The organism is Haloactinopolyspora sp. (genome assembly GCF_027324685.1).
Classification (GTDB): domain Bacteria; phylum Actinomycetota; class Actinomycetes; order Jiangellales; family Jiangellaceae; genus Haloactinopolyspora.
In genome coordinates this window covers 81,025-104,695 of sequence record NZ_DAHVSH010000008.1, presented here as the reverse complement: position 1 = coordinate 104,695, position 23,671 = coordinate 81,025, and the positions used below count along the sequence as shown (strand labels likewise).

The window sequence follows — 23,671 nt, the reverse complement described above, 5'->3', positions numbered from 1 at the left end:
CAATTGACCTCGTCCGAACTCAGCTCGACAGGAGTCGTGACTTTGACGAAGCGTCCGGGACTCTCTCGCCGTACCGCCCGTACCGTCGCCGCGATCATGGCCGCAGCCGTGCCGACCGTGCTGGTCTCGCCGGTGGTGAACGCCGACCCGGCGAGCACCACCCCTGCTGACGAGCGCAAGGTCGTCTTTTTCGCGATCGACGGTTTCGACGCGGACTACCTCGACGGCCGCGCCCCGTTGCCGAACATCCAGCAGTTGGCGCGGCGCGGATCGCTGACCACAGGCACGTCGGTGATGTCCACGATGACGAACCAGGCGTGGTCGTCCACGGCCTCGGGCGCCTATCCCGAGCGCACGTTGAACGCGGCCTATTATCTCGACTCCGACTCCGGCGTGGTGCACGGTCAGTCGAGGTCGATCGCGGTGGAGACGCTCGCCGAGGCTCTGGTCGACCACGGGCGGACCATCGCATCAGTGCAGTGGTTCATCCTGCAGAACCGCGGCGTGACCTACGGAGACCCGGACGCGTTGTACACCCAGCCGGGCGGCGACTGCGATCGTCGTGGCGACGACGCCGTGGCGATCATCGAGGGCCGCCCGGTCGACTCCGACGGCACCCAGGTCACGGTGCCCGAACAGCCCGACCTGCTGGTCATGTACTGCAGCGACATCGACTCGGCCGGACATGCCACGGGCGAGAACAGCCAGGAGACCCTCGAGGCGCTGGTCCGGGTCGACGAGCAGATCGGCCGGGTGGTGCAGGCGACCCGGCAGGCCGGCACCTACGCTCAGACCACGTTCATCCTGGCCGGCGACCACGGCATCACGTCGTACGACCACGTCAACGGACCCCAGGCCGAGGCTGCCATCGATGCCGCCGGATACGAGGCGGAGTGGGTGAGCACCGGCGACGCGCCATCCGAGGGAACCCAGGTCGCGCTGGCCGGCGGTGGGTTGACATCGGTACACCTGTTGGGTGAGCTGGCCGACGACGCCGCCGCGCTGGCGGACGTGCGGCAGGCCCTGGCCGGCGTGGAGGGCATCGGCGGTATCTACGACAAGCAGGACCAGGAGGCCATGCGGATGTCTCCCGCCTACGGGCAACTCGTCGTCGAGCCCGAGCCTGGCTGGGCCATGTTCGCCGCTGACGCGCCGGACACTCGTGGCCGGCACGGCACCACCCAGGATCTGGACGTCGCCTTCATGATCAGCGGTGCCGGGGTACGCCCGAACCGTGCCCCGGACGACCCGCGGCTGGTCGACGTCGCGCCCACCATCGCGCACCTGCTGTCGGCGCAGCCGCCGGCGGGGTCCCAGGGCCGCGTACTGACCGAGTCGCTGCGTCCTCCGCGTCCGTGACCGCCGCCGGGCAGCCCGCGTCACGGCCACCGAGCGGCGCCGAGCACCGCCAGGCCTTTCACGCGGAGTACGCGTGGCTCGGTGACGAGTCCGCCGTGCGCGACGTCCTCATCGAGGTCGCCGACGGGACGATCGTCGGGGTATCCCCGGGCGTGCCCGCGGACGCGCCCCCGGCTGACGACGCTGTGCGGCTGCCCGGATTGACGATGCCGGGTCTGGTCAACACCCACTCGCATGTGTTCCACCGGGTGATCCGCGGGCGCAGCCAGAGTGGAGTGGCCGATTTCTGGGCCTGGCGCGAGCTGATGTACGACGTCGCGGGCCGGCTCGACCCCGACTCGCTGTACGCCCTGGCCCGGGCGACCTACGCCGAGATGGCGCTGGCGGGCATCGCCAGCGTCGGCGAGTTCTTCTACCTGCACCACGACGCCGACGGCCGGGCCTACGCCGACCCCAACGAGCTGGGGCGCGCCGTGGTCCGAGCCGCCCATGACGCAGGGCTGCGCATCACCCTGCTCGACACCTGCTATCTACAGGCCGACGTGGGCGGGGGCGCGTTGACGGGGGTGCAGCGCCGCTTCGACGACGGCACCTGGCAGCGTTGGGCCGACCGCGTCGATCAGCTGACCGACGGTGAACGCCTCCGCATCGGTGCCGCGATCCACAGCGTGCGCGCGGTGCCGCGGGATGCGCTGGGCGCGGTTGCCGCCTATGCCGGCGAACGGAGCATGCCGCTGCACTTTCACCTCTCCGAGCAGCCGGCGGAGAACGAAGCGTGCCAGGCGCGGTTCGGCGTCACACCGACGCGGCTGCTGGCCGGCGAAGGCGTCCTGGGTCCGCGCACGACGGCGGTCCACGCGACGCACCTGACCGACGCCGACGTCGTAGCGCTGGGGTCGTCGTCGACGGCGATCAGCATGTGCCGTACGACCGAGCGGGACCTCGCCGACGGATTCGGTGCAGCGGTCCGGCTGGCCGCGGCCGGCTCGCCGCTGTGCGTGGGGAGCGACGGCCACATGATGATCGACCTGTGGGAGGAAGCTCGCGCCATCGAGCTGGACGAGCGTTCGGTCAGCGGCCGGCGCGGACACGTGCGCGCGCACCAACTCGCCCACGCCCTCACCGATGCCGGTGCGCGATCGATCGGCTGGAACACCGGGACCATCGCCGCGGGCACGCCGGCGGACCTGGTCACCGTCCGCCTGGACTCGCCCCGCACGGCCGGGGCACGCTCCGGTGACGTCCTGGCTCATGTCATCTTCGCCGCTACCGCGGCGGACGTGACCACCCTGGTCGTGGACGGGACGGTGGTGGTGCGCGATGGCCGCCACCGCAGCGTGCCGGACGTCGGCGGCGAGCTCGACGCCGTCATCGCCAGGTTCTGAGGTCGGCGAGATGACTTCGAGCGCGCTCGAAGCCCTAGCTTGCCGCGCATGACACGGCGCCATCGAGTACTGGGCGGCACGGGTATCGAGGTCAGTGCACACTGCCTCGGTGCCATGATGTTCGGCTCAGCCGGAAATCCTGACCACGACGACTGCGTGCGGATCATTCACGCCGCGCTCGATCAGGGCATCAACGTCGTCGACACCGCGGACGTGTACTCCGCCGGTGAGTCAGAGGTGATCGTCGGCAAGGCCCTGGCCGGCCGCCGAGACGACGTCGTCCTGGCGACCAAGGTGCACTTTCCCATGGGCGAGGGACCCAACCGGGGCGGAAGCTCGCGGCGTTGGATCACCCAGGCGGTCGAGGACAGCCTGCGGCGGCTGAACACGGACTGGATCGACCTCTATCAGGTACACCGTCCGGACGAGTCCACCGACATCGAAGAGACGCTGTGGGTGCTCAGCGATCTGGTGCAGCAGGGCAAGATCCGGGCCTTCGGCTGCTCCACGTTTCCCGCGGAGCAGATCGTGCAGGCCCAGCACGCCGCCGAGCGCCGCGGCCTGGGCCGCTTCCGCACCGAGCAGCCGCCGTACTCGATCCTGGCCCGTGGGATCGAGGCATCGGTACTGCCGGTGTGCCAGGAGTACGGCATGGGCGTACTGACGTGGTCGCCTCTCGCTGCGGGCTTCCTGACCGGTCGGTACCGCAAGGGCCAGCCGGTCGACCTGAGCTCCGGGCGGGCGGCACTCAACCCGGAACGCTTCGACCCGTCGATCCCGGAGAACGTCACCAAGCTCGAGATCGTGGAGCAACTCGTCGAGCTCGCCGAGGAGGTCGGCTGCACGCTGCCCCAATTGGCCGTCGCCTTCGTCGTCGCGCACCCGGCGGTGACCTCGGTGATCATCGGCCCGCGGACCATAGAGCAGGCCGAGCACCTGTTCAAGGGCGCTTCGCTGGCGCTCGACGGCGCCGTGCTGGACCGGATCGACCAGATCGTGCCGCCCGGGACGGACATGTACACCGCGGACGGCGGCTGGACCCGGCCGGTCCTGACCGATCCCGGCCGGCGACGGCGTCCGTTGGCCGAGCGAGCGGCGGTCTAGGCAGGCGGTGCTGCTCCGGGCGGCACGGAGGGGGCAGTGTCGCCGAGGCCGAGGAGCAGCTTGCGCAACAGTGCGGCCAGTTGCTCACGTTCGTCCTCGTCGAGACCGCTGAGCAGCTGCATCTCTCGGTCGACGTGATGCACCACGACGTCGTCGACCAGGCGCCGGCCCTGGTCGGTGAGCGTGATCAGCACGCTGCGCCGGTTGGCGGGGTCGGTTTCGCGGGTCACGAGCTCCTTGGCCGCGAGGCGGTCGATGCGGTGAGTGATGGCACCTGAGGTGACCATCGACGTTTTGACCAGGTCTCCGGCGGTGAGTCGGAACGGGGGCCCGGACCGACGCAGCGTCGCCAGGATGTCGAACTCGTAGGACTGCAGGCCATGCGCGGCGAAGTTCTTCTGCAGCTCGCGGCCCAGAAACAGCTGCGCACGTGAGATCCGGCCGATGATCCCCATCGGCGACGGGTCGATGTCGGGGCGCTGGGTGCGCCATTGCTGCAGATACACGTCGACGCTGTCAGTCATCAAACACCTCAACGTTGAACTGTTTGACGTCACGCTAACATAGTGGTTACGATCCTCAACGTTAAATAGTTCAATGTTGAGGAGTCATGATGACGACCCACACCGCCGACCCTCCGGCGTCCGTCGGTCCGGTGCGCACCGGCGGTCTCGTCGCGCTGACCGCGATCGCCCCGGCGACCTGGGGCACCACGTACCTGGTGACGACGGAACTCCTGCCGCCGGATCGCCCGATGCTCTCCGCGGCGATCCGGGCCCTGCCGGCCGGGCTGGTGTTGCTGGCCATCACGCGGACGCTGCCGTCGGGACAGTGGTGGTGGCGCGCGAGCGTGCTCGGCATGCTCAACATCGGAGCGTTCTTCGCGCTGCTGTTCGTCGCGGCCTACCGGCTTCCCGGCGGCGTGGCAGCCACCCTGGGAGCGGTCCAACCGTTGCTGGTGGCGGCCCTGGCCTTCGGCCTGCTGAGTGAACGCCCGACGCGGTGGCGGATCGGCTGGGGCGTGGCCGGTGTCGTCGGCGTCGGGCTGATGGTGCTCCGCGGGAACTGGGGCATGGACGTCGTGGGCGTCGTCGCCGGCCTCAGCGGCACGGCCGGCATGGCGGCCGGCGTGGTCCTGCTCAAACGCTGGGGGCGCCCGGTCGGTGTGTTGACCTTCACCGGCTGGCAGCTCACCGCAGGCGGGCTGTTCCTGGCTCCGCTCGCGCTGGCGGTCGAGGGTGCGCCACCGGCACTCGACCTCTCGGCTGTGGCCGGATACGCCTGGCTCGCCGTCGTCGGCACGCTGATCGCCTACACGTTGTGGTTCCAGGGCCTGAGCCGGTTGTCGGTCGCGCCGACATCGTTCCTTCCCTTGCTTTCCCCCGTCGTCGCCACCGTCCTGGGGTGGCTCGTGCTGAACGAAACGCTGACATGGGCTCAGGCGGGCGGCTTCGCGCTGGCCTTGACGTCCATCGTCGCCGCCCAGTTGTCACCAGCCACGGCCCGACGTCTCGTCGGCCTCCACCCAAGGAGTTGAGTCACATGCGTATCGCGATCTTCGGTGGCACAGGTCAGGTCGGCAGTCGAGCGATGGCCGAGGCGCTGGCGCGCGGCCACGACGTCACGGCGGTCGTCCGCGACCAGGCGCGGGTGCCGGGGCTCCCGGCAGGTGTTCGGACATGGGTCGGTGATGCGGCGCGCACGGCTGATGTGGCTGCCGTCAGCGCCGGTCACGACCTCGTCATCAGCGCGACACGGCCGCCGGACGGCCGCGAGCAGGAGTTGGTGACCACGACGAGGTCGCTGCTGGCCGGGCTGCGCGGTACCGACGTACGGCTGCTGGTGGTCGGCGGCGCCGCGAGTCTGAAAGTGCCCGGGTCGCCTGGCGTCACCGTCCTCGACGACCCGCGCTACCTTTCGGCCGGATACCGCGACATCGCGCTGGCCTGCAACGATCAGCTGGCGGTGTGCCGCGCGGAGACCGCGGTGGGGTGGACCTACCTCAGCCCACCGGCGTCGATGGAGCCGGGCACCCGCACCGGGTCGTACCGGACCGGCTCGGACGAGCTCGTGACCGATGCCGACGGGCGGTCGTGGATTTCGCTCGAGGACCTGGCGGTCGCGCTGCTCGACGAAGCCGAGCGGCCCAAGCACCAACGGGACCGATTCACCGTCGGGTACTGATGCACGGCGGAGACTGGCGATTCGTGCCTGGATTGATGAGGCGCTGCTGGCGCTGGAGCGCCGCAGCGTGCTCATGATCGCCACACGGTGCGCGACACGGTCGCTGAGCGGCCCGCAGCCGCTGATTACACTGCCCGGGTGTTTCCCCCGATCGAGCCGTTCGAGTCCGGATACTTGGCCGTCGGCGACGGACACCAGATCTACTGGGAGGCCTCCGGCCGCCCGGACGGCATCCCGGCGCTGTACCTGCACGGTGGTCCCGGGAGTGGACTGACGCCCGGATATCGGCGGCTCTTCGATCCCGACGTGTTCCAGATCGTCAGCTTCGACCAGCGTGGATGTGGTCGCAGCCACCCACTCGTCACCGAGGAAGGCGCAGACCTGAGCACGAACACCACCGCGCACCTCGTGGCCGACATCGAGGCGCTCAGAGCCCACCGCGGAGTCGATCGCTGGCTGGTCACGGGGGCATCGTGGGGGACGACCCTCGCTCTGGCTCATGCGCAGGCGCACCCGGCCCGAGTCACCGAGCTGATCCTGTTCGCCGTGACCACGACCACGGCGGCGGAAGTGCAGTGGATCACCGAGGCGATGGGCAACGTCTTCCCGCGCGAGTGGGACCAGTTCGCCTCCGCCGTCGAACGGCGTCCGGGCCAGCGCCTCATCGACGCCTACTACGACGCCATCACCGATCCGGACCCGCAGGTCCGCGAGCGCACCGCTGCAGCCTGGTGTGCCTGGGAGGACGTCCATGTGTCGCTCGCGCCTGATCACAGGCCCTCACCGCGGTTCGAGGATCCACAGTTCCGCCAGGTCTTCGCCACGCTGGTCATCCATTACTGGAAGCACGCGGCCTTCACCGGCAATCGCGACCTGCACGACGGCGTGCACCGCCTCGAGGGTATCCCCGGCGTGCTGATCCACGGCCGGCTGGATGTGAGTTCTCCGCTGCGCACGGCCTGGCGGCTGCACCGGGCGTGGCCGGGCAGCCGCCTCGTCGTGGCCGACGACGGCCACGGCGGTGAGGACATGGCCGCGGCCGTTCGTGCAGCCATCGCCGAGTACGCCTCGAGATTCGGCGACCCGGCAGGTCGGTCAGGACTCAGTTGAGCTCGTCGGGGTGCGGGCCGGTGCGTTCGTTCCGGTTCAGCCCGCTGATCTCGGCGATCTCGTCGGGGTCCAGGTCGAAGTCGAAGACGTCGATGTTCTCTTCCATCCGCTCGCGGCGCACCGTCTTCGGGAAGACGATGTCGCCGCGCTGAATGTGCCAGCGCAGCGTCACCTGCGCCGGGGTCTTGCCGTGGCGTTCGGCGATGCGCGCGATGACGTCGTCGCCGTTCACCTTGCCCTTGGCGATGGGCGCCCACGCTTCGGTCGCGATCCCCAGCGACTTCCCCACGGCCCGCACGTCGTCCTGGGTCAGGTAGGGGTGGACCTCGATCTGGTTCACCGCCGGCACGGTGTCGGTCTCGTCGACGATGCGGCGCAGGTGCTCGGGCTGGAAGTTCGAGACGCCGATGGCGCGGCAGTTGCCGGAGCGGTGGATCTCCTCCATCGCCCGCCACGTCTCGACGTAGTCGGTGGCGTTACGCGGCAGCGGCCAGTGGATCAGGAACAGGTCGACGTAGTCGATGTCGAGTTCGTCGAGCGTGCGCTCGAAGGCCTTCAGGGCGTCGTCGTAGGCGTGCGCGTCGTTGCGCAGTTTGCTGGTCACGAACACCTCGGACCGGTCGAGGCCGGACGCCCGGACGGCCTCACCGACCTGCTTCTCGTTGCCGTAGAGCTCGGCGGTGTCGATGTGGCGATAGCCCACGTCGAGCGCGGCCAGTGTGGCGTCGCGGGTGTCGGCGGGGTCGATCTGGAACACGCCGAAGCCGAGCTGGGGGATCGTGACGCCGTTGTTGAGTGTGATGTCGGGGATGGCAGTCATGATGGGTGTCGTCATCCTTCGCGAGATCGCGGTCACCATTGACGTTCTGTGATCAACGCTAAGCAGTCCGGTGCCGTCGGTCCAACGTCGACCGATCCGGTGGACTTCGGCCGCCGCCGGTTTCGTCGCGGCAAGGCTGTCGGTGGCAGATGTTTGACTCGAGGCCATGAATGAGTCACTGCTTCTGGTCCTCGGCGGCACCGGGTCCATCGGGCGGCGGGTAGCCACGACCTTGTCGGCGAGCGGCAGATCAGTGCGCGCCGCGTCGCGCCATGGGCCGGCCCGGTTCGACTGGGCGGACCCCAGCACCTGGGCGGCTGCTGTCGCCGCCGTGGCAGCCGTGGCGCTCGTCGAGGAGGGGCACGTCGGGTGATCCCACGAACCGACGGGCCCATGCGTCGTTCGGTGAAGCGGTCGAGATCATCAGCCGTGCCACGGGCTGGACGGTGCGCTTCTCCGGTGCCCCGGAAGACTATCTGGCGGCCATGACGTCAGCGGGACGGCCGCGGGATGAAGCCGTGGGTGCCGTGCGGGCATTCGAGGCCTTGGCCGCCGTCGGGGACGACGCCCCCAACGACGACATCAAGCAGGTGACGGGGCGAGCGCCGAAAGACTTCGAGGCCTACGTGCGTGATGCTGCCGCCGCCGGTGCGTGGCGAAACCGTTGAGGCGGCCCGGCGAAGCAATGACGGATCAGCTTCAGCGCTTGGGCGACGATTTCGGATCCATTCCGCCCGGCCCGCCCTCGCCCGAGGGTGTCTCCGGCTCCGGCTTGCCTTCAGGCCCACCGGGCATGTCGTCAGCGAATGTGGTTGATGAGTGCTCCTCGGCGAAGTCGCCGCCGTCCGGGTCGGTCGGCAGGCGTTCATCCGGCCGTTCGCCGCGTCGACGAGCATGGCGTCCTTTAGGCATGATGTCTTCCCTCTCGTCCCGTCGAGCCTAGAGACGTACCCCGCCGGCGTATGTTCATGCGCAGCGCGAGCGTCACTCACTCCCGCCCGCGCCCGAGCGCAAGCTGCGGCGCAACGCATGCGCCAGCCGTAACGGAAACATGCCGAGCAGCGGGGCGCGCCGCCCGATGTCGGCGCGGTCCTCGGCGTCGAAGTGGCGGGCCTGCTCAGCTGAGTCGTACGTCTTCGACCCGCCCTCGGCGCAGCCACGCTCGCACGTCCACGCGCGCCGGACTGCACCGGTGGCGGCCGGGGCCCGGACGGGGGATCAGCCGCGCCTGGGGACTGGGCACTGACGACACCGCCGTGCGGGCGGAGGAGCGCGCCCTGGACCGCGAGATCGACATCGTCGCCCGCACGCTCGCCGAACACGGCCCGACCCGCCGCAGTGAGCTCGCCCGGCTGGTCGGAGCCCGATACTGGGGGCCGGGACGATTCGGCGCCGCGCTGCACGTCGCCGTCGACGAGGGCCGTGTCGTCCGACTGCCGCGTCGCACCTACGGACCGGACGACGCCGGCGTCGGCGACGTCACCAGTTCGGCGGCGCCTCGCTGATGTCGGCCAGGGCGGAATCGGGTTCTCGCGCGGCGGCGAGGTCACCGATGGAGATCATGCCCACGGCGTGACCGGTGTCGTCGAGCACCGGCAGCCGCCGAACGGCGAAGTCGCGCATGGTCAGCGCCGCGTCCTCGGCGTCGGTATCGACCTGAACACCGACGATGTCCATGCTGCAGACGTCTTCGACCGCCGTCGTGATCGGGTCCAGACCGTTGCCCAGCGCCCGGACGACGAGGTCGCGGTCGGTGACCAGACCGCGCACCACGCCGTTCGCGGTCACGATCACGTCGCCGACGTCGTGTTCGCGCATCACCTCGGCCGCCGCGACCACCGTCGTGTGTGTGGGCACGCTGACGACGTCGGAGCTCATCAGCTCTCCCACGGTGCGAGTCCTGGTCATGAGTGCCTCCTCCCAGCGACCCTGCGTGGTACCCAGCAGGCCGAGACGCTAACGGTCACCTGTGCGCTGGGCTGCGCGACCACGCGCTGACCGCCGAACGCGAGACGGCAGCGGCGCTCGGTTGAGCTTCTGCGACCGGCGCTGGCCACGCGGCGCCGTGGCGCCCTGGTGCTCAGCGCCGCGTTCATTTCGGGTACGGACGCGCGCACGGTGTGGAGGTGCCGTGAGCACGGGGACCCGCCGTCCTCGGCGGCGAAGCGCCGCGGTGACCCCGGCGCCGGTGGTCAGTCGTCGCGGACCCTCGCCGGTTCGCGACGGCTTGGGCTCCTGCCGAGCGCGAGCGGCGAGCTCGTCACGCGACACGACGTAGATCACGCCACGCCCGGGGCGATCGCGCAGGATCACCTTGGGAGCGAAGCCACCCCGGTGCGCCAGGATCGAACCGACGATCAGCGCGCCGATCAGCGGGCCGGAGGCGCAGGCCACCATGGCCCACGGCGCACCGTGATGGTGCGCGACCCAGCCGATGATCGAACCGGACGCGGCCTGTGCGCCGAAGAACACCAGGATGTACAGCGCCATCACGCGCCCGCGCATCGTTGCCGCGACCGAAGTCTGGATCAGGGTGTTGCCGCCGGTGAGGTACAGCAGTGCTGCGGCGCCGACACTGACCAGCACCACACTGAACAGGACCTGGGAACGCAGGCCCGCCGCGAGCAGTTGGAGGCAGCCGAGCGCGGCAGCGCCGAACACCAGGTGCCGCAGCCGCAGCGAGCGCCGTCGGGTGTTAGCCAGAGCACCGACGACCGCGCCTGCGGCCAGACAGGAGTTCAGTAGGCCGAAGCCGCCGGACCCGGTGTCGAACACGTCGTAGGCGTAGGCCGCCAGAACCGTGGCCATGTTGATCCCGGTGAGGCCGACGAAGCCGACGAGCACGACAGTCCACAGGATCTCGGGCTTGCCGGAGACGTAGCGCAGGCCCTCACGCAGTTGGCCCCGGGCCCGCCGCACAGCTGGAGGGCGCGACAGTTCGTTCGGGCGCATGGCGACGAGCAGCAGCACGGCTGCGGTGCACGCGACGGAGTTGACGACGAATGCCCAGCCCTCGCCCACAGCGGCGATGCCGGCTCCGGCCAGCGCTGGCCCCACCAGGGCGCCCATTTGGAACACCGTGGAGTTGAGGCTGATGGCGCTGCGCAGGTGCTGGTGGCCGGCCACCTCGGGTACGAAGGCCTGCCGGGCCGGATTGTCGACGACGGTCGCCAAGCCGAGGAATGCCGCACTTGCGAGGATGTGCCAGGGCTGCACCACGCCGGTGAGCGTCAGGAGCCCGACGGCGAGTGCGGACACGCCGAACAGCGACTGGGTGATCATCAACACCCGCCGCTTGTCGAACCGGTCGGCGATGACACCGCCCCACAGCCCGAACAGCAGCATCGGGCCCAACTGGAGTGTGACGGTCAACCCGACGAGCGCGACGTTGCCGGTGAGGCTGAGGATCAGCCAGTCCTGGGCGATGCGCTGCATCCAGCCGCAGGTATTGGTCAGGACCTGCGAGCTGACGTAGAGGCGGTAGTTGCGCGCACGGAGCGCGGCGAACGAGTCGCGCCAACCGGGGCGCGGAGCCGACGCGGCGGCGTTGTCGCGGCGGTCGGCCGTAGCGGTAGGAGCGTTGGAATCGCCGGTGGAGCTGCCCGTGGAGCTGGTGGGCTTGCTGGTGGTGGTAGCGGACGTGGTGACGGTCGACTCGGGATCTGACGTGGTGGACGTAGTGGTGGACGTAGTGGTGGACATGGACGGGGCGGCTGACGCCGAGCTCACTGTGGCTTTCCTTGGTCGTGCTGGGTCGAGGTCAAGGATCAAGGGGGCTGGCCCCGCAAGTGGCAGGACCAACATCCAAGTTAGCTCCTGAACAGTAATTCGCAAAACAGATAAAGGCTATTAGTGTCATAGGCCATCGCAATAAATCGACGATGACGACGCCGGTCCCGGAGGCTTGCCCATGTTCGATCCCGTCCACCTACGAACGTTCCTCGCGGTGGCGTCGACCTTGAGCTTCACCGAAGCTGCTCGGCAGCTCGGCATCAGCCAGCCCAGCGTCAGTCAGCACGTTCGGCGGCTTGAAGACGCTGCCGGTCGACAGCTGCTGCAGCGTGACACTCGAGCGGTCGCGCTGACCGACAACGGGGAGGCGATGGCCGGCTTCGCTCGCACGATCCTTGCTGCTCACGACGACGCCGCCGAGTACTTCACCGGCTCGGCGATGCGTGGGCGGCTGCGCTTCGGTGCGGCCGACGACCTCGCGCTGGCGCAGTTGCCGGCTGTCCTGCGCGCTTTCCGGCAGCTGCATCCGCGGATCAACCTCGAGCTCACCGTCGCTCAGACCAGCGCGTTGCGCCGCCGGCTGGCAGCCAACCAACTCGACCTCGTCTTCATCAAGGAGCCTCCCGGCGAGACCGAAGGGCGCGTGGTGCGCCGCGACCGATTGGTGTGGATCGGGTTGCCCGGCACTCGCATCGCCGCCGACGAGCCCATTCCGCTCATCACCTACTCCGCGCCGTCGGTGAGCCGCGTGACGGCCTTGCGCGTGCTGGCCGAGTCCGGGCGCACGTGGCGCATCTCGTGTAAGACGCTGCAGGTCATCGGCGTATTGGCGGCCGTGCGCGCGGGAATCGGCGTCGCGGTGTTCCCGAGCAGCCTGGTCCCGCCCGACCTGCAAGCGCTGCCGGCTTCGCTCGGCCTGCCGGAGTTGGGCGACGTCGACTTCACCCTCGTCGCGAACCCGCGAGCACCCCGAGAACCGGTCGAAGCACTGGCCTCGGCGATCGTCGGCCAGCCTGTTGCGCCGCGGACCCAGGAGGACTGACCGATCCCGGCCGCAAACCCGACCGCGGTCTCGGTCGAGGCCTTCGCCCGTCGAGACAAGCGACACGGCGGTCCTAGGACTCTGGCGTGCACGCCTCATGCCGATACGGTGAAACCCGGCTCGGTCGGCGGGGCTGTCCGTGACGTCGGCCACCACGTTGCCCAGGCAGGAGGCATGCGATGAGTCGAACCGACACAGCGGCATCCGGCACCAGCCCGCGAACCAGCCGGGTCAACCCGGTGGTCTTCTACGGATCGTCGGTCTGCATCATCGCGATCACGGTGTGGGCCATGGTCGCGCCCGACTCCGCGTCCACGGTGATCGGCGAGGTCGTCGCCTGGATCTCGGAGTACTTCGGCTGGTACTACTTCCTCGCCGCGACCATCTTCCTGGTGTTCGTCATCTTCATCGCAACATCGCGGTACGGAAAGATCAAGCTCGGCCCCGATCACTCCAAGCCGGACTTCAACCTGTTCACCTGGGGTTCGATGCTCTTTGCCGCGGGCATCGGCATCGATCTCATGTTCTTCTCGGTCTCCGAGCCGGTCTCGCAGTACCTCGCACCGCCGACCGGTGACGGCGAGACCATCGAGGCCGCGCGGCAAGCGGTCGTGTGGACGTTGTTCCACTACGGCATCACCGGCTGGGCGATGTACGCCCTCATGGGCATGGTGCTGGGCTACTTCGCCTACCGGCGCAACCTGCCACTGAGCATCCGCTCGGCGCTCTATCCGATCTTCGGCAAGCGGATCCACGGCCGCATCGGACACACCGTCGACATCGCTGCGGTCCTGGGCACGATCTTCGGGATCGCAACTTCTCTGGGCATCGGCGTGGTCCAGTTAAATTTCGGGTTGAAGTTCCTGTTCGACATCCCCGAAGGCACCGCCGCCCAGATCGGGCTGATCGTGGTGGCGGTGGCGATGGCGACTGTGTCGGTGGTCACCGGGGTCGACAAGGGCATCCGCCGGCTGTCGGAGCTCAACGTCCTGCTGGCCATCGGGCTGATGCTGTTCATCCTGTTCAGCGGCGACACTGTGTTCCTGCTCAACGCCGTCGTGATGAACATCGGCGACTACGTCAACGGGTTCACCGGCATGACGCTCGACACGTTCGCCTTCGATCGTCCCGTCGAGTGGCTGAACCTCTGGACGCTGTTCTTCTGGGCGTGGTGGATCGCCTGGGCGCCGTTCGTCGGATTGTTCCTGGCCCGGATCTCGCGCGGGCGGACCATCCGCCAGTTCGTCGCTGCCACCTTGATCATCCCGTTCCTGTTCATCCTGATCTGGATCTCGATCTTCGGTAACAGTGCGCTCGACATCGTCATCGACGGGAACGAGCAGTTCGGCCAGACCGCCATGAACCAGCCCGAGCAGGCGTTCTACACGCTGCTCGACCAGTACCCGGGCGTCACGCTCAGCGCCAGCATCGCGACGTTCGTCGGGCTGCTGTTCTACGTGACCTCGGCGGACTCCGGGGCGCTGGTCATGGGCAACTTCACCTCGCTACTGCCGTCGTCCACGTCGGACGCCTCGCCACCGGTCCGAGTCTTCTGGGCGGTCGCGACGGGGCTGCTCACCCTGGGCATGCTGATCGTGGGCGGTGTGCCGACCCTGCAGAACGCCACGATCATCATGGGGCTGCCGTTCTCGTTCGTGATGTTCCTACTGATGCTGGGGCTGTACCGGGCGCTGCGGGTGGAGCGGCATCGCGACGCCGCGTTCCGGGCCACGCTGGCGTCGTCGTTGTCGGTGCGCACGTCCGCCGAGGGACGGGCGATGGCGCGAACGTGGCGCCAGCGGCTGGAGCGGGCGACGAGCTTCCCCGGCCGGCGCGCCGCCGCGGCGTTCATCGACGACGTGGGCCGTCCGGCGGTCCACGAGGTCGCCGAGGAGTTGCGCGCGCGAGACGTCGACGTGACCGTGGAAGAGAGCGACACGCCCGGTCTCGGATTGCCCAGCGTCGAGCTGCTGGTCGACCTGGCCGACGAACAGCGGTTCGCCTATCGCATGAAGCCGGTCGAAGCGCTGACGCCGTCGTTCGCGGTCCGTTCCCAACGCTTCGACGAGACCCACATCCGTATCGAAGTGCACCTGGCCCACGGCGGGCAGGGCTACGACGTCATGGGGTACAGCAAGGACCAGCTCATCGGGGACATCCTCGACCAGTACGAGCGGCACCTCGAGTTCCTCCGGCTGAACCGGGGCGACTCGGCGAACGAATCGACCCTGGGTTCCGACGGCACGACGGCAGCAGAGACCATGGATGACGAGCCCGGTTCCGGCGGGAAACGGCCGGCCGGACAGGCGTGAGGAGCATGGTGATGAGTCAGACGCTGTTCATCGATGGTCGCTGGGAGGCAGCGAAGTCCGGAGCGGTCCGCGAGATCCGGTGTCCGGCGGACGGCGCCCTGGTCGGTGTGGTGTCCGAAGGCGGGCGCGACGATACCGAGCGCGCGATCCAGGCAGCACGTCGGGCGTTCGACGACGGCCCGTGGCCGAGGACGCCGGCCCCCGAGCGAGGCGATCTGCTGTTGCGCGTTGCCGCGGCCTTGCGCGAACGCTCCGAAGAGTTCGCCCGGGCGGAATCACTCGACACCGGCAAGCGCATCGTCGAGAGCCGGATCGACATGAGCGACATCGCGAACTGCTTCGACTACTACGGCAAACTCGCCGGTCTCGAAGCCGGGCGCCTCGTGGACGCCGGCGACGCCTCGGTGGTCAGCCGGATCGCCTACGAACCGGTCGGTGTCTGCGGATTGATCTCGCCGTGGAACTACCCGCTGCTGCAGGCGGCGTGGAAGGTCGCGCCCGCGTTGGCCGCAGGCAACACGTTCGTCCTCAAACCCAGCGAGTTGACCCCGCACACCGCGATGCTGTTGATGGAGGTCCTCACCGACGTCGGTGTCCCGGCCGGGGTGGCGAACCTGGTGCTCGGGCCGGGTCCGGAAGCTGGAGCGCCGCTGTCCGAGAGCCCGGACGTCGACCTCGTGTCGTTCACCGGCGGGCTGCACACCGGGCGGGTGATCGCTGCCGCGGCCGCGTCGACGGTGAAGAAGGTCGCACTCGAGCTCGGCGGGAAGAACCCCAACGTCGTGTTCGCCGACGCTGAGTTCGACGCCGCGCTGGACAACGCGCTGAACGCGGCTTTCGTCCACTCTGGCCAGGTGTGTTCGGCCGGAGCGCGCCTCGTCGTCGAAGAATCGATCCACGATGTGTTCGTCGACGAGCTGGTTCGCCGGGCGAAGGGCATCCGGATGGGCGGGCCGTTCGACGACTCCGCCGACACCGGCCCGCTGATCTCCGCAGCACACCGGGACAAGGTGACCGAGTACGTACGCCGCGGAGTCGAGGAAGGCGCGATCCTGCGCTGCGGCGGCACCTGGGGCGAGGGAGACCTGGCCGACGGCTTCTACTACGCACCGACCGTGCTCGACGGCGTCCGCTCGGGCATGTCGGTGGTGGTGGACGAAGGGTTCGGGCCGGTGGTGACGGTCGAGACGTTCACCACCGAGGACGAGGCCGTCCGGATCGGCAACGACACCCGCTACGGCCTGGCGGCCGGCGTCTGGACGCAGGACGCGGGCAAGGCGCAGCGGGTGGCGCAGCGGCTGCGCCACGGTACCGTCTGGATCAACGACTTCCACCCGTACCTCCCACAGGCCGAATGGGGCGGGTTCGGGGAATCCGGCATCGGGCGCGAGCTCGGGCCGACTGGCCTGGCCGAGTACCAAGAGGCCAAGCACATCTACCAGAACATCAAGCCACAGGTGACCGGATGGTTCCCGGACCGGGAAGGGTGAGCGCGTCATGAGCGAGGTCGGCATCGAGGAGTACGACTACGTCGTCGTCGGCGGCGGGTCCGCCGGAGCGGCGGTGGCCGCTCGACTCAGTGAGGACGCCGACGTCACGGTCGCGCTGGTCGAAGCAGGTCCGAGCGATGTCGGCGACGATGCGATCCTGCAGGTCGACCGGTGGATGGCGTTACTGGAGTCCGGCTATGACTGGGACTACCCGATCGAGGAGCAGGAGAACGGCAACTCGTTCATGCGTCATGCCCGCGCCCGCGTGCTCGGCGGCTGCTCGTCGCACAACTCCTGCATCGCGTTCTGGGCCCCGCGCGAGGACCTCGACGAGTGGGCGATGAAGTACGGTGCGACCGGCTGGGAGTCGGCCAACACCTACCCGCTGTTCCGCCGGCTGGAGAACAACGCCGACGGCGGAGAACACCACGGCACCGACGGTCCGGTGCGGATCCGTACGGTGCCGCCGTCCGACCCGTGCGGGGTGGCCCTGCTCGACGCGTGCGAGCAGACCGGGATCCCGCGGGTCCGGTTCAACAGCGGTGAGACCGTCGTCAACGGCGCCAACTTCTTCCAGATCAACGTCCGCGAGGACGGCGTACGCGCCTCGTCGTCGGTGGCGTATCTGCACCCGATCATCGGGAACCGGTCGAACTTCTCGCTGCTGACCGGGTTGCGGGCGAAGAAGCTGGTGATCGAGGGCGGTCGCTGCACCGGGGTGGACGTGCTCGACCCCGACCTGATCCACACCCGGCGCATCTCCGCGCGCCGTGAGGTGGTGCTGTCCGCGGGCGCCATCGACTCGCCGAAGCTGCTGATGCTGTCCGGAATCGGTCCGGCGTCGCATCTTCGTGAGTTCGGCATCGACGTCATCGTCGACGCGCCGGGTGTCGGATCGAACCTGCAGGACCACCCCGAGGGCGTCATCCAGTGGGAGGCGAAGCAGCCGATGCCGTCGACGTCCACCCAATGGTGGGAGATCGGCATCTTCACCACCACCGAGGACGGCCTGGACCGCCCCGACCTGATGTTTCACTACGGTTCGGTCCCGTTCGACATGCACACGCTGCGGCAGGGCTACCCGACCACCGAGAACGGTTTCTGCTTGACGCCCAATGTGACGCACGCCCGCTCGCGTGGGACGGTCCGGCTGCGCAGCATCGATTTCCGCGACAAGCCCAAGGTCGATCCGCGTTACTTCACCGATCCGCACGACATGCGCGTCATGGTGGCCGGCATCAAGCTGGCCCGGCGGATCGTCTCGCAGCCGGCGATGGCGGACTGGGCCGGCGCAGAGCTGTACCCGGGGCCGGACGTGCAGACCGATGACGAGATCGCCGATTACATCAAGCGCACGCACAACACCGTCTACCACCCGGCCGGCACGGTGCGGATGGGCGCGCCCGACGACGACAGCTCCCCGCTCGACCCGGAGTTGCGCGTCAAGGGTGTGGCGGGGCTGCGCGTGGCCGACGCCTCGGTGATGCCCGAGCTGACGACCGTCAACCCGAACATCACCACGATGATGATCGGCGAACGCTGCGCCGACCTCATCAAGTCTGCTGCCCGCGCCTGACCCTCGTCGAATGATCATGTTCACTTGGTAATTGCCTGGTCCACCACCCGTGCCAGGGTGGTGGACCTGCACAAGCCCTGGTGGTGTGCGCAGGCGGCGACCACGGCTGCAGGGGTGCATCTGAACAGCGGGTCACTGCATGCAGGGGCTGGTTCTGGTAGGCAGACCCGCGCGGATTGACAGGCAGGAGCCGATTGCTGAATCGTTCGGCCATGCCGTTGTCCGCGCAGTGGAAATCGTTCATCGCCGGAGCGCTGGTCGCCAACAGCGTGCCGCACCTGGCCAGCGGCGTGGCGGGACACGAGCACCTGACGCCGCTGGCCGGGCGGCGCTCGTCGCCGGCGGTGAACGTGGCCTGGGGTGCGCTCAACCTCGGTGCTGGTCTGATGCTCGTGCGGCGCGCGGCTGCCGGCTCGGGCCGGTGGGACCGCCGGTTGGTGTGGTTCGAGGGTGGCGCGTTGGCGTTCACGGCATGGATGGCGATCAGCGAGGCCGTCGGCGCCGTCAACTCCGACCTCTGACGACGCCCGTCACGAGAGCTGAGTCTTGGATCCGGGTAGCGGCCCGCGGGGTGATCGTCGGTAAGCCCGTTTCTAGACGTTTGCACACGTCGTCTGGCCGGTGATGACGACTTCGCTGCCCGGCTCACCGGCCGCGCGCACCTCGAATGAAATGGTTTCGTCGTCGTTGGTGGCGCGGAAGGTGCGTTCGCCGCCGAGGTCGTCCGGCTCACCGACTTCGGAGACCGTGTAGTAGTCGGGATCGTTGACGTTGAAGCTGGCGAACACGCCGCTGGCGAAGAGGTCCAGGTTGCTGTCGGGCTCGCCGTCCATCATGGGGAACGTCGCTTCGAACTTGCGGCGCGCGCCTTCGTCGCACGGGACGTCCTCGCTACCGTCGTCGACGATCTCGGCAGCTTCCGGGTCAGCGCTGTATTGATCGACAAGATAATCGAAGATCGTGGTCGCGTCCTGCTCGAACTGCGGGGCGATCTCGTCCAGGTCAGGACCACTCTGGCAGGCACTCAGGCCGACGGCGAGGAAAACAACGACGAGGGCCTGCGGACGCGCCCGCATACTTCTCCACCTCCGTGCCGCGGATCCGCGGCCGCCTTGTTCACGTGATCAGCGGTCACTGTAACGGACAGTCCGGCCTGTTGCCGCACCCGTAATGATCAAACGGCGCCCAGGAAGCCATTCTTCAAGTCATGCGGTAGGTTTTGCACACCTACTTGCGTCGGGCACTGGAGTGCGAACGGAGAGCCATGTGCGGTGACGATGAGTCCACCAATCCGGAATATGAGCGGCTGAAGGACCTCAAAGACCGCGTCACGAACAATCGGGACTCCATCGAGGAGGCGTTGAAGGACGCCAAGAATCGCATGGACGAAGGTGACACGTGGACAGGTTCAGCAGCAGCCACTCCCTGGGCCGAGGAGGTCGCGGGCCGTCATCGCCGAATTCCGGGGCTGGTCGACGGCATGATCGACGCGATCGAGGCGCGAATGAGCGAGGTCGGCGAATCGGGCGACTCCACGGAGTAGGGCGAACGCTACGTACACAGGGGACAGGGGCGACACATGGGGCCAACCGAGGACGACGGGGGCGCGAGCAACTACTCCAGCATCTATGTGGAGTCGTTCGAGGAGATGATCTCGACGCTCGAACGCCGATCCGAAGACTCACACGACGAGGTCTCGGGGATCAAGTCAGGGATGGAAGCCGATGGCGTCGACACGAGTGACGCCAAAGAGCTCTTGACGATCTTCGACTGGGTCGAAGACGAGCTTCCGATGCTCAGGCGTCGCTTGAGCTTGGCGAAGGTGGCGCACGGCGGCCAACCCGACGAGTTGTCGGCCTCGGTGTTCGAGCCCGTGACGTTGCCAACGGAAGACGAACTCAGCGAGGCACGCGATCTCGCCGACCGGATCAACAATCACGGATACACCGACGCCGAGCTGGCCGAGATCATCCACGATGTGGCTGGGGAACTGGACACCAGTGATCCGGATATCATGTCGGAGTTTTTCGGGCGCCTTGGCGTGCAACAGGCCGAACAGTTGATCTCCCTGATGTACGAAACAGGGAGCGAGACGATGCAGGAGGACATCCAGGCCTTCAGCCGAGGGTTGGGTGCCGCCACCATGGACACCGACCCGAGCGCAGAGTTCACCGAGTTCGTCGAGGAATTCACTACCGCGCCGACTCACGACGGCAACCTGGTCACGCCGGTGGCGTGGGGTCGGCTGGCGCTGATGCAGAGCGGGAACTTCGATCAAGAGTTCGTCGAGAATGCCGTGACCGCGAACGGTCTCGATCAGTTCGGCGAGAACAACAACTTCGACTACCGGGGCGGCGGCAATGTTGCCGGGAACGCCGGCCTTCCCGATGACGTGATCGCGCTCGCGTTCGGAGCCTTGGGCAACCACCCGGAAGCCTCGCGCAACGTCATCAACGGGATGCCCGGCGACATGAGTGACGTCGTCGATTCCGTGTTCGGCTATTGCGGGTCGGTCGGTAACGACGATGTCGCGGATGCGTTCGGACGGGCCATCAACTCCGGCGCCGGCGTCAACGACGAGTATTGGCGCGACCACAGCGACGAAGCCGCCCAGTTCGCGTTCAGTTTCATGCTCGCCGCCGGGGAGCATCCGGAGGTCCCTTGGGGCATCAAGCAGCACATGGGTGAGCTGGCAGCGTCGTATCGGCAAGAGATCTTGACCGGCGCCAGCATGGACGATGCGAAGTTCCGCGACTCTTCGATGTCTGCGCCGGACAACTTCGACGGCCTTTACAACGTGGACCCGGCCTTTTACCTGTCGCCGGAGGACACCTATCGATTCCTCCACGGTTTCGCTGACACCGACGAGCTGATGGCGCCGTTCGATGAAGCCATGGGTGAGATGTTCGAGTTGTTGCCGTCTCAGGCGGCCGGTGGCGACCAGCGAGCGCAGGAGGATGGCGAGCCGGACCCGCGTCAGTTCGAGAAAATGATGACGGCCTTCGGTAACCTCGCGGGTTTGCAGAACACCGCGATGCTCGACGTTCGTGGCGACATGGACGAACGTGACAAGGCGATTCGCGAGGGTATCGCCCAGGTCCTGACGTTCGGTCTGGGGAAAGTTCCCACGCCACAGACGATTGCTCCAAAGCTCGGCTGGAAGGCGTTCACGTACGTCGTCGGGAAGGGTCTGTCGAGTTACACCGAAGGCGGCGAGACGCGGGTCGATCAGGTCGAAGCCGAAGATCACCAGATGGCTTTGACGATGCATTACATGGTCGCCGAGGCATTGCTGGACGCCGACTACCCACACACCGAACTGCCGGACGAGATCACTGACGAGAACGGGAACCTACTCCCGGTGGAGGACATCGCCAAGAGTGAAGAGGCGATGCGTGCCTTTGCCGAGTGGACAGACGCCAACAACACCGGCGACGGGACCCCGTTCGACGACAAAGTCGATCATGGAGCCGGCGTGTTCCTCGGCGGCCAGGACAACGCCGAGCACACGGTGGAGTCCTGGGGCCTCGGCGAAGAGTGGACACCGAGCAAGTAGACGTGGATCAGTCGAATCAGGCGCGGATGGCGATCAGCGAGACCGTCGGCGCCGTCAGCTCCGACCGTTGACGACGAGGTCGCTCGGCGGGTCTGTGCTCGCACCACGAGGCGATTGCCTGCAACACCAGGCGTGTACGGGTGGTGGAGCAGGCAATCGCCAAGTGAACATGATCATTTGGCGAGCAGGGGAGGGAGGAGGAACGGCGGTGTGACGGCGTGCTCGTCGCCGGCCGTGGACGTCTCGAACGGCTCGACGTCTTGATCGCAGGTCGCCCCCTCCTCCGGCACCTCGAGGTCGATCAGGTAATCGCTGATGGCTGCGTCGGCACAGCTGCTCTTGGCGAGGCTGGTGTGTCCGTAGCCCTCGATGGTGAGGACCCGCGAGTTCTCGAACCGCTCGGCGAAGGGTTCGGTGTTGAAGTACGGCGTAGCCGGATCGAACCGAGTCCCGATGACGAGCACCGGCTCGTCGGTGTCTTGATCCCACGGCCCGGTGTAGGCGTCGTCGTCGGTGATACGCAGGAACTCACACGTCACTCCGATCCAGGCGCGGTAACGGCCGAAGTGGGGCATGCCTTCAGCGGCCTCGTCCACCATCTCCGGGTAGCTGAACGGGCGACCGGTGGTCCCTCCGTCCGCGCACATCGGAGCCAACGCACCGCCGGTCGAGGGGTAGTCGTTGCGACCGCGCCGGGATTCGGTCACGTCGCCGGCGAACCGTTCGGCCAGTTCCGCGCCGGCCCCGGACAGTGTCTGCTCCGCGGTCGCCACCTGGGCCAGCAACTGCGCCAGGCCCGTCCAGTCGCCGGGGTGATAAAGGCTGCTGAAGGACAAGGCCACGGCGGTCGGGTAGTCGATGACGACCTCGGTGCCGTCGGGCAGGGCGATGGTGACCGGCTCGGTCTTCAGCTGCTCGAACGTGTCGTCCACCACCGTTGCCGGGTCGCCGAGCGCTGCCAGCGCACAATGCTGCGGACCGGCATCGGCGCAGGTGCGCAGGAACTCGCCGAACGTCTCGGTGGCGCCTTCACCCTGGTCGATGCGCACGCCCACCGACACGTCCTCGGCTCCGGGCTGCCCGGTGTACTTCGATGGTGGGAACGCGCCGTCCAGCGCGAGGGCACGGACCCGATCAGGGAAGAGTCGGGCATACGTGGCACCGAGCGCGGTGCCGTAGGAGTAGCCCACATAGGTCAGCTCCTCGTCGCCCACCGCTTGGCGCAACAGGTCCATGTCGCGCGCGACATTGGCCGTCGACGCGTGGGCGAACCGGTCGCCGGAGGTCATGCGGCACTTGGCCGCCAGCCGGGCGTTGAGTCCGAGGAACTCGTACTCCTCGGCCGTGCTCACGGGAAACGCCGGCTGCTTGGCAAGCTCTGCCTGCTCTTCTTCCAGCGAGTCGAAGCAGGTGGCCGGGTCGGACCGAGATACCGTGCGCGGGTCGAACCCGATGATGTCGAAACGCGCGCGCACGTCGTCGGCGTAGGCCGTCAAGCCGGCGGTGTGGACGAAGTCGACGCCCGATCCACCCGGACCACCGGGGTTGGTGAACAGCGAACCGATGCGCGCCTCCGGGTCGGTGGCCGGAAGCCTGGTGAGAGCGATGGTGGTGGTCGCCCCCTCGGGCTCGTCGTAGTCGGTCGGGACCTCAGCCGTCGCACACTCGAACGCTTCGAGACCGTCGCCGCACGAGCGCCAATCCAGCGTCGGAACGGGGGCGTCGACCTGCTCCGCGATGCCCCGCGGGTCGTCGGCTGCGGCGAAGGCCGGCCCGATGAACAGCGGTGCGGCAACACCTGTGGCCAGCATCGACGTCAGGGTGCGGCGGGTGGTCGAGCGGTTGACGTTCATCGTGTCCCTAGGTCGTCCGGGCTGGTGCCGCGTCGACCCTAACGGGGTCAATCGTTCAGCCTGGTCCTTCGCAGTGAGGGTTTTCGATGTCGTGCGCGCAGAGGAGCGGGAACTCCACATTCCATGGATTCCATGCCGAGTTCCTGAC

The 23,671-nt window shown here is 68.0% G+C and carries 23 protein-coding genes; 16 read left to right on the top strand and 7 right to left on the bottom strand.

Going from position 1 to position 23,671, the window contains the following annotated elements; translation table 11 throughout:
• Positions 1 to 36 precede the first annotated feature (36 nt).
• The 3 genes from M6444_RS01560 to M6444_RS01550 are packed head-to-tail and all read left to right on the top strand — an operon-like array spanning position 37 to position 3,848.
• Positions 37 to 1,359 (top strand): alkaline phosphatase family protein, encoded by a 1,323-nt coding sequence (locus M6444_RS01560; protein ID WP_298322213.1) that lies wholly within the window; start codon positions 37 to 39, stop codon positions 1,357 to 1,359.
• Positions 1,356 to 2,744 carry a formimidoylglutamate deiminase gene (locus tag M6444_RS01555; protein ID WP_298322211.1) on the top strand — a complete coding sequence of 463 codons (1,389 nt, stop codon included), beginning with the start codon at positions 1,356 to 1,358 and terminating at the stop codon, positions 2,742 to 2,744. Before M6444_RS01560 ends, M6444_RS01555 begins: the two co-directional genes overlap by 4 nt.
• 48 nt (positions 2,745 to 2,792) lie before the next feature.
• A complete protein-coding gene (locus tag M6444_RS01550; protein WP_298322209.1) occupies positions 2,793 to 3,848 on the top strand; it encodes an aldo/keto reductase in 1,056 nt (351 codons plus the stop codon).
• Here M6444_RS01550 and M6444_RS01545 read toward each other — a convergent pair.
• A complete protein-coding gene (locus tag M6444_RS01545; protein ID WP_298322207.1) occupies positions 3,845 to 4,372 on the bottom strand; it encodes a MarR family transcriptional regulator in 528 nt (175 codons plus the stop codon). The genes M6444_RS01550 and M6444_RS01545 overlap by 4 nt on opposite strands.
• 89 nt (positions 4,373 to 4,461) lie before the next feature.
• Between M6444_RS01545 and M6444_RS01540 the strand changes: the two genes are divergently transcribed.
• From M6444_RS01540 to pip, 3 genes are all read left to right on the top strand, one after another.
• Positions 4,462 to 5,385: an EamA family transporter gene (locus M6444_RS01540; RefSeq protein WP_363326201.1), complete on the top strand. Its 924-nt coding sequence runs from the start codon at positions 4,462 to 4,464 to the stop codon at positions 5,383 to 5,385.
• 5 nt (positions 5,386 to 5,390) lie between these two features.
• Positions 5,391 to 6,032 carry an NAD(P)H-binding protein gene (locus tag M6444_RS01535; protein WP_298322203.1) on the top strand — a complete coding sequence of 214 codons (642 nt, stop codon included), beginning with the start codon at positions 5,391 to 5,393 and terminating at the stop codon, positions 6,030 to 6,032.
• A 138-nt stretch (positions 6,033 to 6,170) separates the two neighbouring features.
• The gene (pip, locus tag M6444_RS01530; protein WP_298322201.1) at positions 6,171 to 7,142 is read left to right on the top strand and encodes a prolyl aminopeptidase; all 972 of its coding nucleotides are present in this window, start codon (positions 6,171 to 6,173) and stop codon (positions 7,140 to 7,142) included.
• On the opposite strand, the gene M6444_RS01525 is transcribed toward pip, so the two are convergent.
• Entirely contained in the window at positions 7,135 to 7,962 is an 828-nt protein-coding gene (locus tag M6444_RS01525; protein ID WP_298322199.1) for an aldo/keto reductase, read from the bottom strand. The genes pip and M6444_RS01525 overlap by 8 nt on opposite strands.
• 166 nt (positions 7,963 to 8,128) lie before the next feature.
• Between M6444_RS01525 and M6444_RS01520 the strand changes: the two genes are divergently transcribed.
• Positions 8,129 to 8,335 (top strand): hypothetical protein, encoded by a 207-nt coding sequence (locus M6444_RS01520; protein ID WP_298322196.1) that lies wholly within the window; start codon positions 8,129 to 8,131, stop codon positions 8,333 to 8,335.
• A gap of 145 nt (positions 8,336 to 8,480) precedes the next feature.
• Positions 8,481 to 8,630, top strand: a complete 150-nt coding sequence (locus M6444_RS01515; RefSeq protein WP_298322195.1) for a hypothetical protein — start codon at positions 8,481 to 8,483, stop codon at positions 8,628 to 8,630.
• A gap of 31 nt (positions 8,631 to 8,661) precedes the next feature.
• Here the strand turns inward: M6444_RS01515 and M6444_RS01510 are convergent, their stop codons facing one another.
• A complete protein-coding gene (locus tag M6444_RS01510) occupies positions 8,662 to 8,874 on the bottom strand; it encodes a hypothetical protein (RefSeq protein WP_298322193.1) in 213 nt (70 codons plus the stop codon).
• A gap of 344 nt (positions 8,875 to 9,218) precedes the next feature.
• Between M6444_RS01510 and M6444_RS01505 the strand changes: the two genes are divergently transcribed.
• Positions 9,219 to 9,467 (top strand): hypothetical protein, encoded by a 249-nt coding sequence (locus M6444_RS01505; protein WP_138977357.1) that lies wholly within the window; start codon positions 9,219 to 9,221, stop codon positions 9,465 to 9,467.
• Here M6444_RS01505 and M6444_RS01500 read toward each other — a convergent pair.
• Both M6444_RS01500 and M6444_RS01495 read right to left on the bottom strand, forming a co-directional pair.
• On the bottom strand, positions 9,442 to 9,870 hold the full coding sequence (locus M6444_RS01500; protein WP_138977356.1) for a CBS domain-containing protein: 429 nt from the start codon (positions 9,868 to 9,870) through the stop codon (positions 9,442 to 9,444). The genes M6444_RS01505 and M6444_RS01500 overlap by 26 nt on opposite strands.
• Positions 9,871 to 9,918: 48 nt before the next feature.
• On the bottom strand, positions 9,919 to 11,664 hold the full coding sequence (locus M6444_RS01495; protein ID WP_298322187.1) for an MFS transporter: 1,746 nt from the start codon (positions 11,662 to 11,664) through the stop codon (positions 9,919 to 9,921).
• 208 nt (positions 11,665 to 11,872) lie between these two features.
• Between M6444_RS01495 and M6444_RS01490 the strand changes: the two genes are divergently transcribed.
• The 5 genes from M6444_RS01490 to M6444_RS01470 all read left to right on the top strand — a co-directional run bounded on the left by M6444_RS01490 (position 11,873) and on the right by M6444_RS01470 (position 18,635).
• Entirely contained in the window at positions 11,873 to 12,736 is an 864-nt protein-coding gene (locus tag M6444_RS01490) for a LysR substrate-binding domain-containing protein (RefSeq protein ID WP_298322185.1), read from the top strand.
• A gap of 179 nt (positions 12,737 to 12,915) precedes the next feature.
• A complete protein-coding gene (betT, locus tag M6444_RS01485) occupies positions 12,916 to 15,048 on the top strand; it encodes a choline BCCT transporter BetT (protein ID WP_298322183.1) in 2,133 nt (710 codons plus the stop codon).
• Positions 15,049 to 15,053: 5 nt separating this feature from the next.
• On the top strand, positions 15,054 to 16,538 hold the full coding sequence (locus tag M6444_RS01480) for an aldehyde dehydrogenase family protein (protein ID WP_363326196.1): 1,485 nt from the start codon (positions 15,054 to 15,056) through the stop codon (positions 16,536 to 16,538).
• A gap of 7 nt (positions 16,539 to 16,545) precedes the next feature.
• A complete protein-coding gene (locus M6444_RS01475; protein ID WP_298322179.1) occupies positions 16,546 to 18,114 on the top strand; it encodes a GMC oxidoreductase in 1,569 nt (522 codons plus the stop codon).
• A 194-nt stretch (positions 18,115 to 18,308) separates the two neighbouring features.
• Complete coding sequence (locus tag M6444_RS01470; protein ID WP_298322178.1) at positions 18,309 to 18,635, top strand: hypothetical protein; 327 nt, start codon at positions 18,309 to 18,311, stop codon at positions 18,633 to 18,635.
• Between the two features lie 72 nt (positions 18,636 to 18,707).
• Here M6444_RS01470 and M6444_RS01465 read toward each other — a convergent pair whose 3' ends face one another.
• Positions 18,708 to 19,190: a hypothetical protein gene (locus tag M6444_RS01465; protein ID WP_298322176.1), complete on the bottom strand. Its 483-nt coding sequence runs from the start codon at positions 19,188 to 19,190 to the stop codon at positions 18,708 to 18,710.
• Between the two features lie 188 nt (positions 19,191 to 19,378).
• On the opposite strand from M6444_RS01465, the gene M6444_RS01460 reads away from it, so the two are divergent.
• Positions 19,379 to 19,657, top strand: a complete 279-nt coding sequence (locus tag M6444_RS01460) for a hypothetical protein (protein WP_298322174.1) — start codon at positions 19,379 to 19,381, stop codon at positions 19,655 to 19,657.
• Between the two features lie 36 nt (positions 19,658 to 19,693).
• Positions 19,694 to 21,670: a hypothetical protein gene (locus M6444_RS01455; protein WP_298322172.1), complete on the top strand. Its 1,977-nt coding sequence runs from the start codon at positions 19,694 to 19,696 to the stop codon at positions 21,668 to 21,670.
• A 173-nt stretch (positions 21,671 to 21,843) separates the two neighbouring features.
• On the opposite strand, the gene M6444_RS01450 is transcribed toward M6444_RS01455, so the two are convergent.
• Positions 21,844 to 23,523 carry an alpha/beta hydrolase gene (locus M6444_RS01450; RefSeq protein WP_298322171.1) on the bottom strand — a complete coding sequence of 560 codons (1,680 nt, stop codon included), beginning with the start codon at positions 23,521 to 23,523 and terminating at the stop codon, positions 21,844 to 21,846.
• Positions 23,524 to 23,671: the final 148 nt, after the last annotated feature.

Coding starts and splice junctions, on each gene's coding strand:
- M6444_RS01550 (WP_298322209.1), top strand. CDS start 2,793: ATGACACGGCGCCATCGAGTACTGGGCGGCACGGGTATCGAGGTCAGT.
- M6444_RS01545 (WP_298322207.1), bottom strand. CDS start 4,372: ATGACTGACAGCGTCGACGTGTATCTGCAGCAATGGCGCACCCAGCGC.
- M6444_RS01540 (WP_363326201.1), top strand. CDS start 4,462: ATGACGACCCACACCGCCGACCCTCCGGCGTCCGTCGGTCCGGTGCGC.
- M6444_RS01535 (WP_298322203.1), top strand. CDS start 5,391: ATGCGTATCGCGATCTTCGGTGGCACAGGTCAGGTCGGCAGTCGAGCG.
- M6444_RS01525 (WP_298322199.1), bottom strand. CDS start 7,962: ATGACTGCCATCCCCGACATCACACTCAACAACGGCGTCACGATCCCC.
- M6444_RS01520 (WP_298322196.1), top strand. CDS start 8,129: ATGAATGAGTCACTGCTTCTGGTCCTCGGCGGCACCGGGTCCATCGGG.
- M6444_RS01510 (WP_298322193.1), bottom strand. CDS start 8,874: ATGCCTAAAGGACGCCATGCTCGTCGACGCGGCGAACGGCCGGATGAA.
- M6444_RS01500 (WP_138977356.1), bottom strand. CDS start 9,870: ATGACCAGGACTCGCACCGTGGGAGAGCTGATGAGCTCCGACGTCGTC.
- M6444_RS01495 (WP_298322187.1), bottom strand. CDS start 11,664: ATGTCCACCACTACGTCCACCACTACGTCCACCACGTCAGATCCCGAG.
- M6444_RS01490 (WP_298322185.1), top strand. CDS start 11,873: ATGTTCGATCCCGTCCACCTACGAACGTTCCTCGCGGTGGCGTCGACC.
- betT (WP_298322183.1), top strand. CDS start 12,916: ATGAGTCGAACCGACACAGCGGCATCCGGCACCAGCCCGCGAACCAGC.
- M6444_RS01480 (WP_363326196.1), top strand. CDS start 15,054: ATGGTGATGAGTCAGACGCTGTTCATCGATGGTCGCTGGGAGGCAGCG.
- M6444_RS01475 (WP_298322179.1), top strand. CDS start 16,546: ATGAGCGAGGTCGGCATCGAGGAGTACGACTACGTCGTCGTCGGCGGC.
- M6444_RS01465 (WP_298322176.1), bottom strand. CDS start 19,190: ATGCGGGCGCGTCCGCAGGCCCTCGTCGTTGTTTTCCTCGCCGTCGGC.
- M6444_RS01460 (WP_298322174.1), top strand. CDS start 19,379: ATGTGCGGTGACGATGAGTCCACCAATCCGGAATATGAGCGGCTGAAG.
- M6444_RS01455 (WP_298322172.1), top strand. CDS start 19,694: ATGGGGCCAACCGAGGACGACGGGGGCGCGAGCAACTACTCCAGCATC.
- M6444_RS01450 (WP_298322171.1), bottom strand. CDS start 23,523: ATGAACGTCAACCGCTCGACCACCCGCCGCACCCTGACGTCGATGCTG.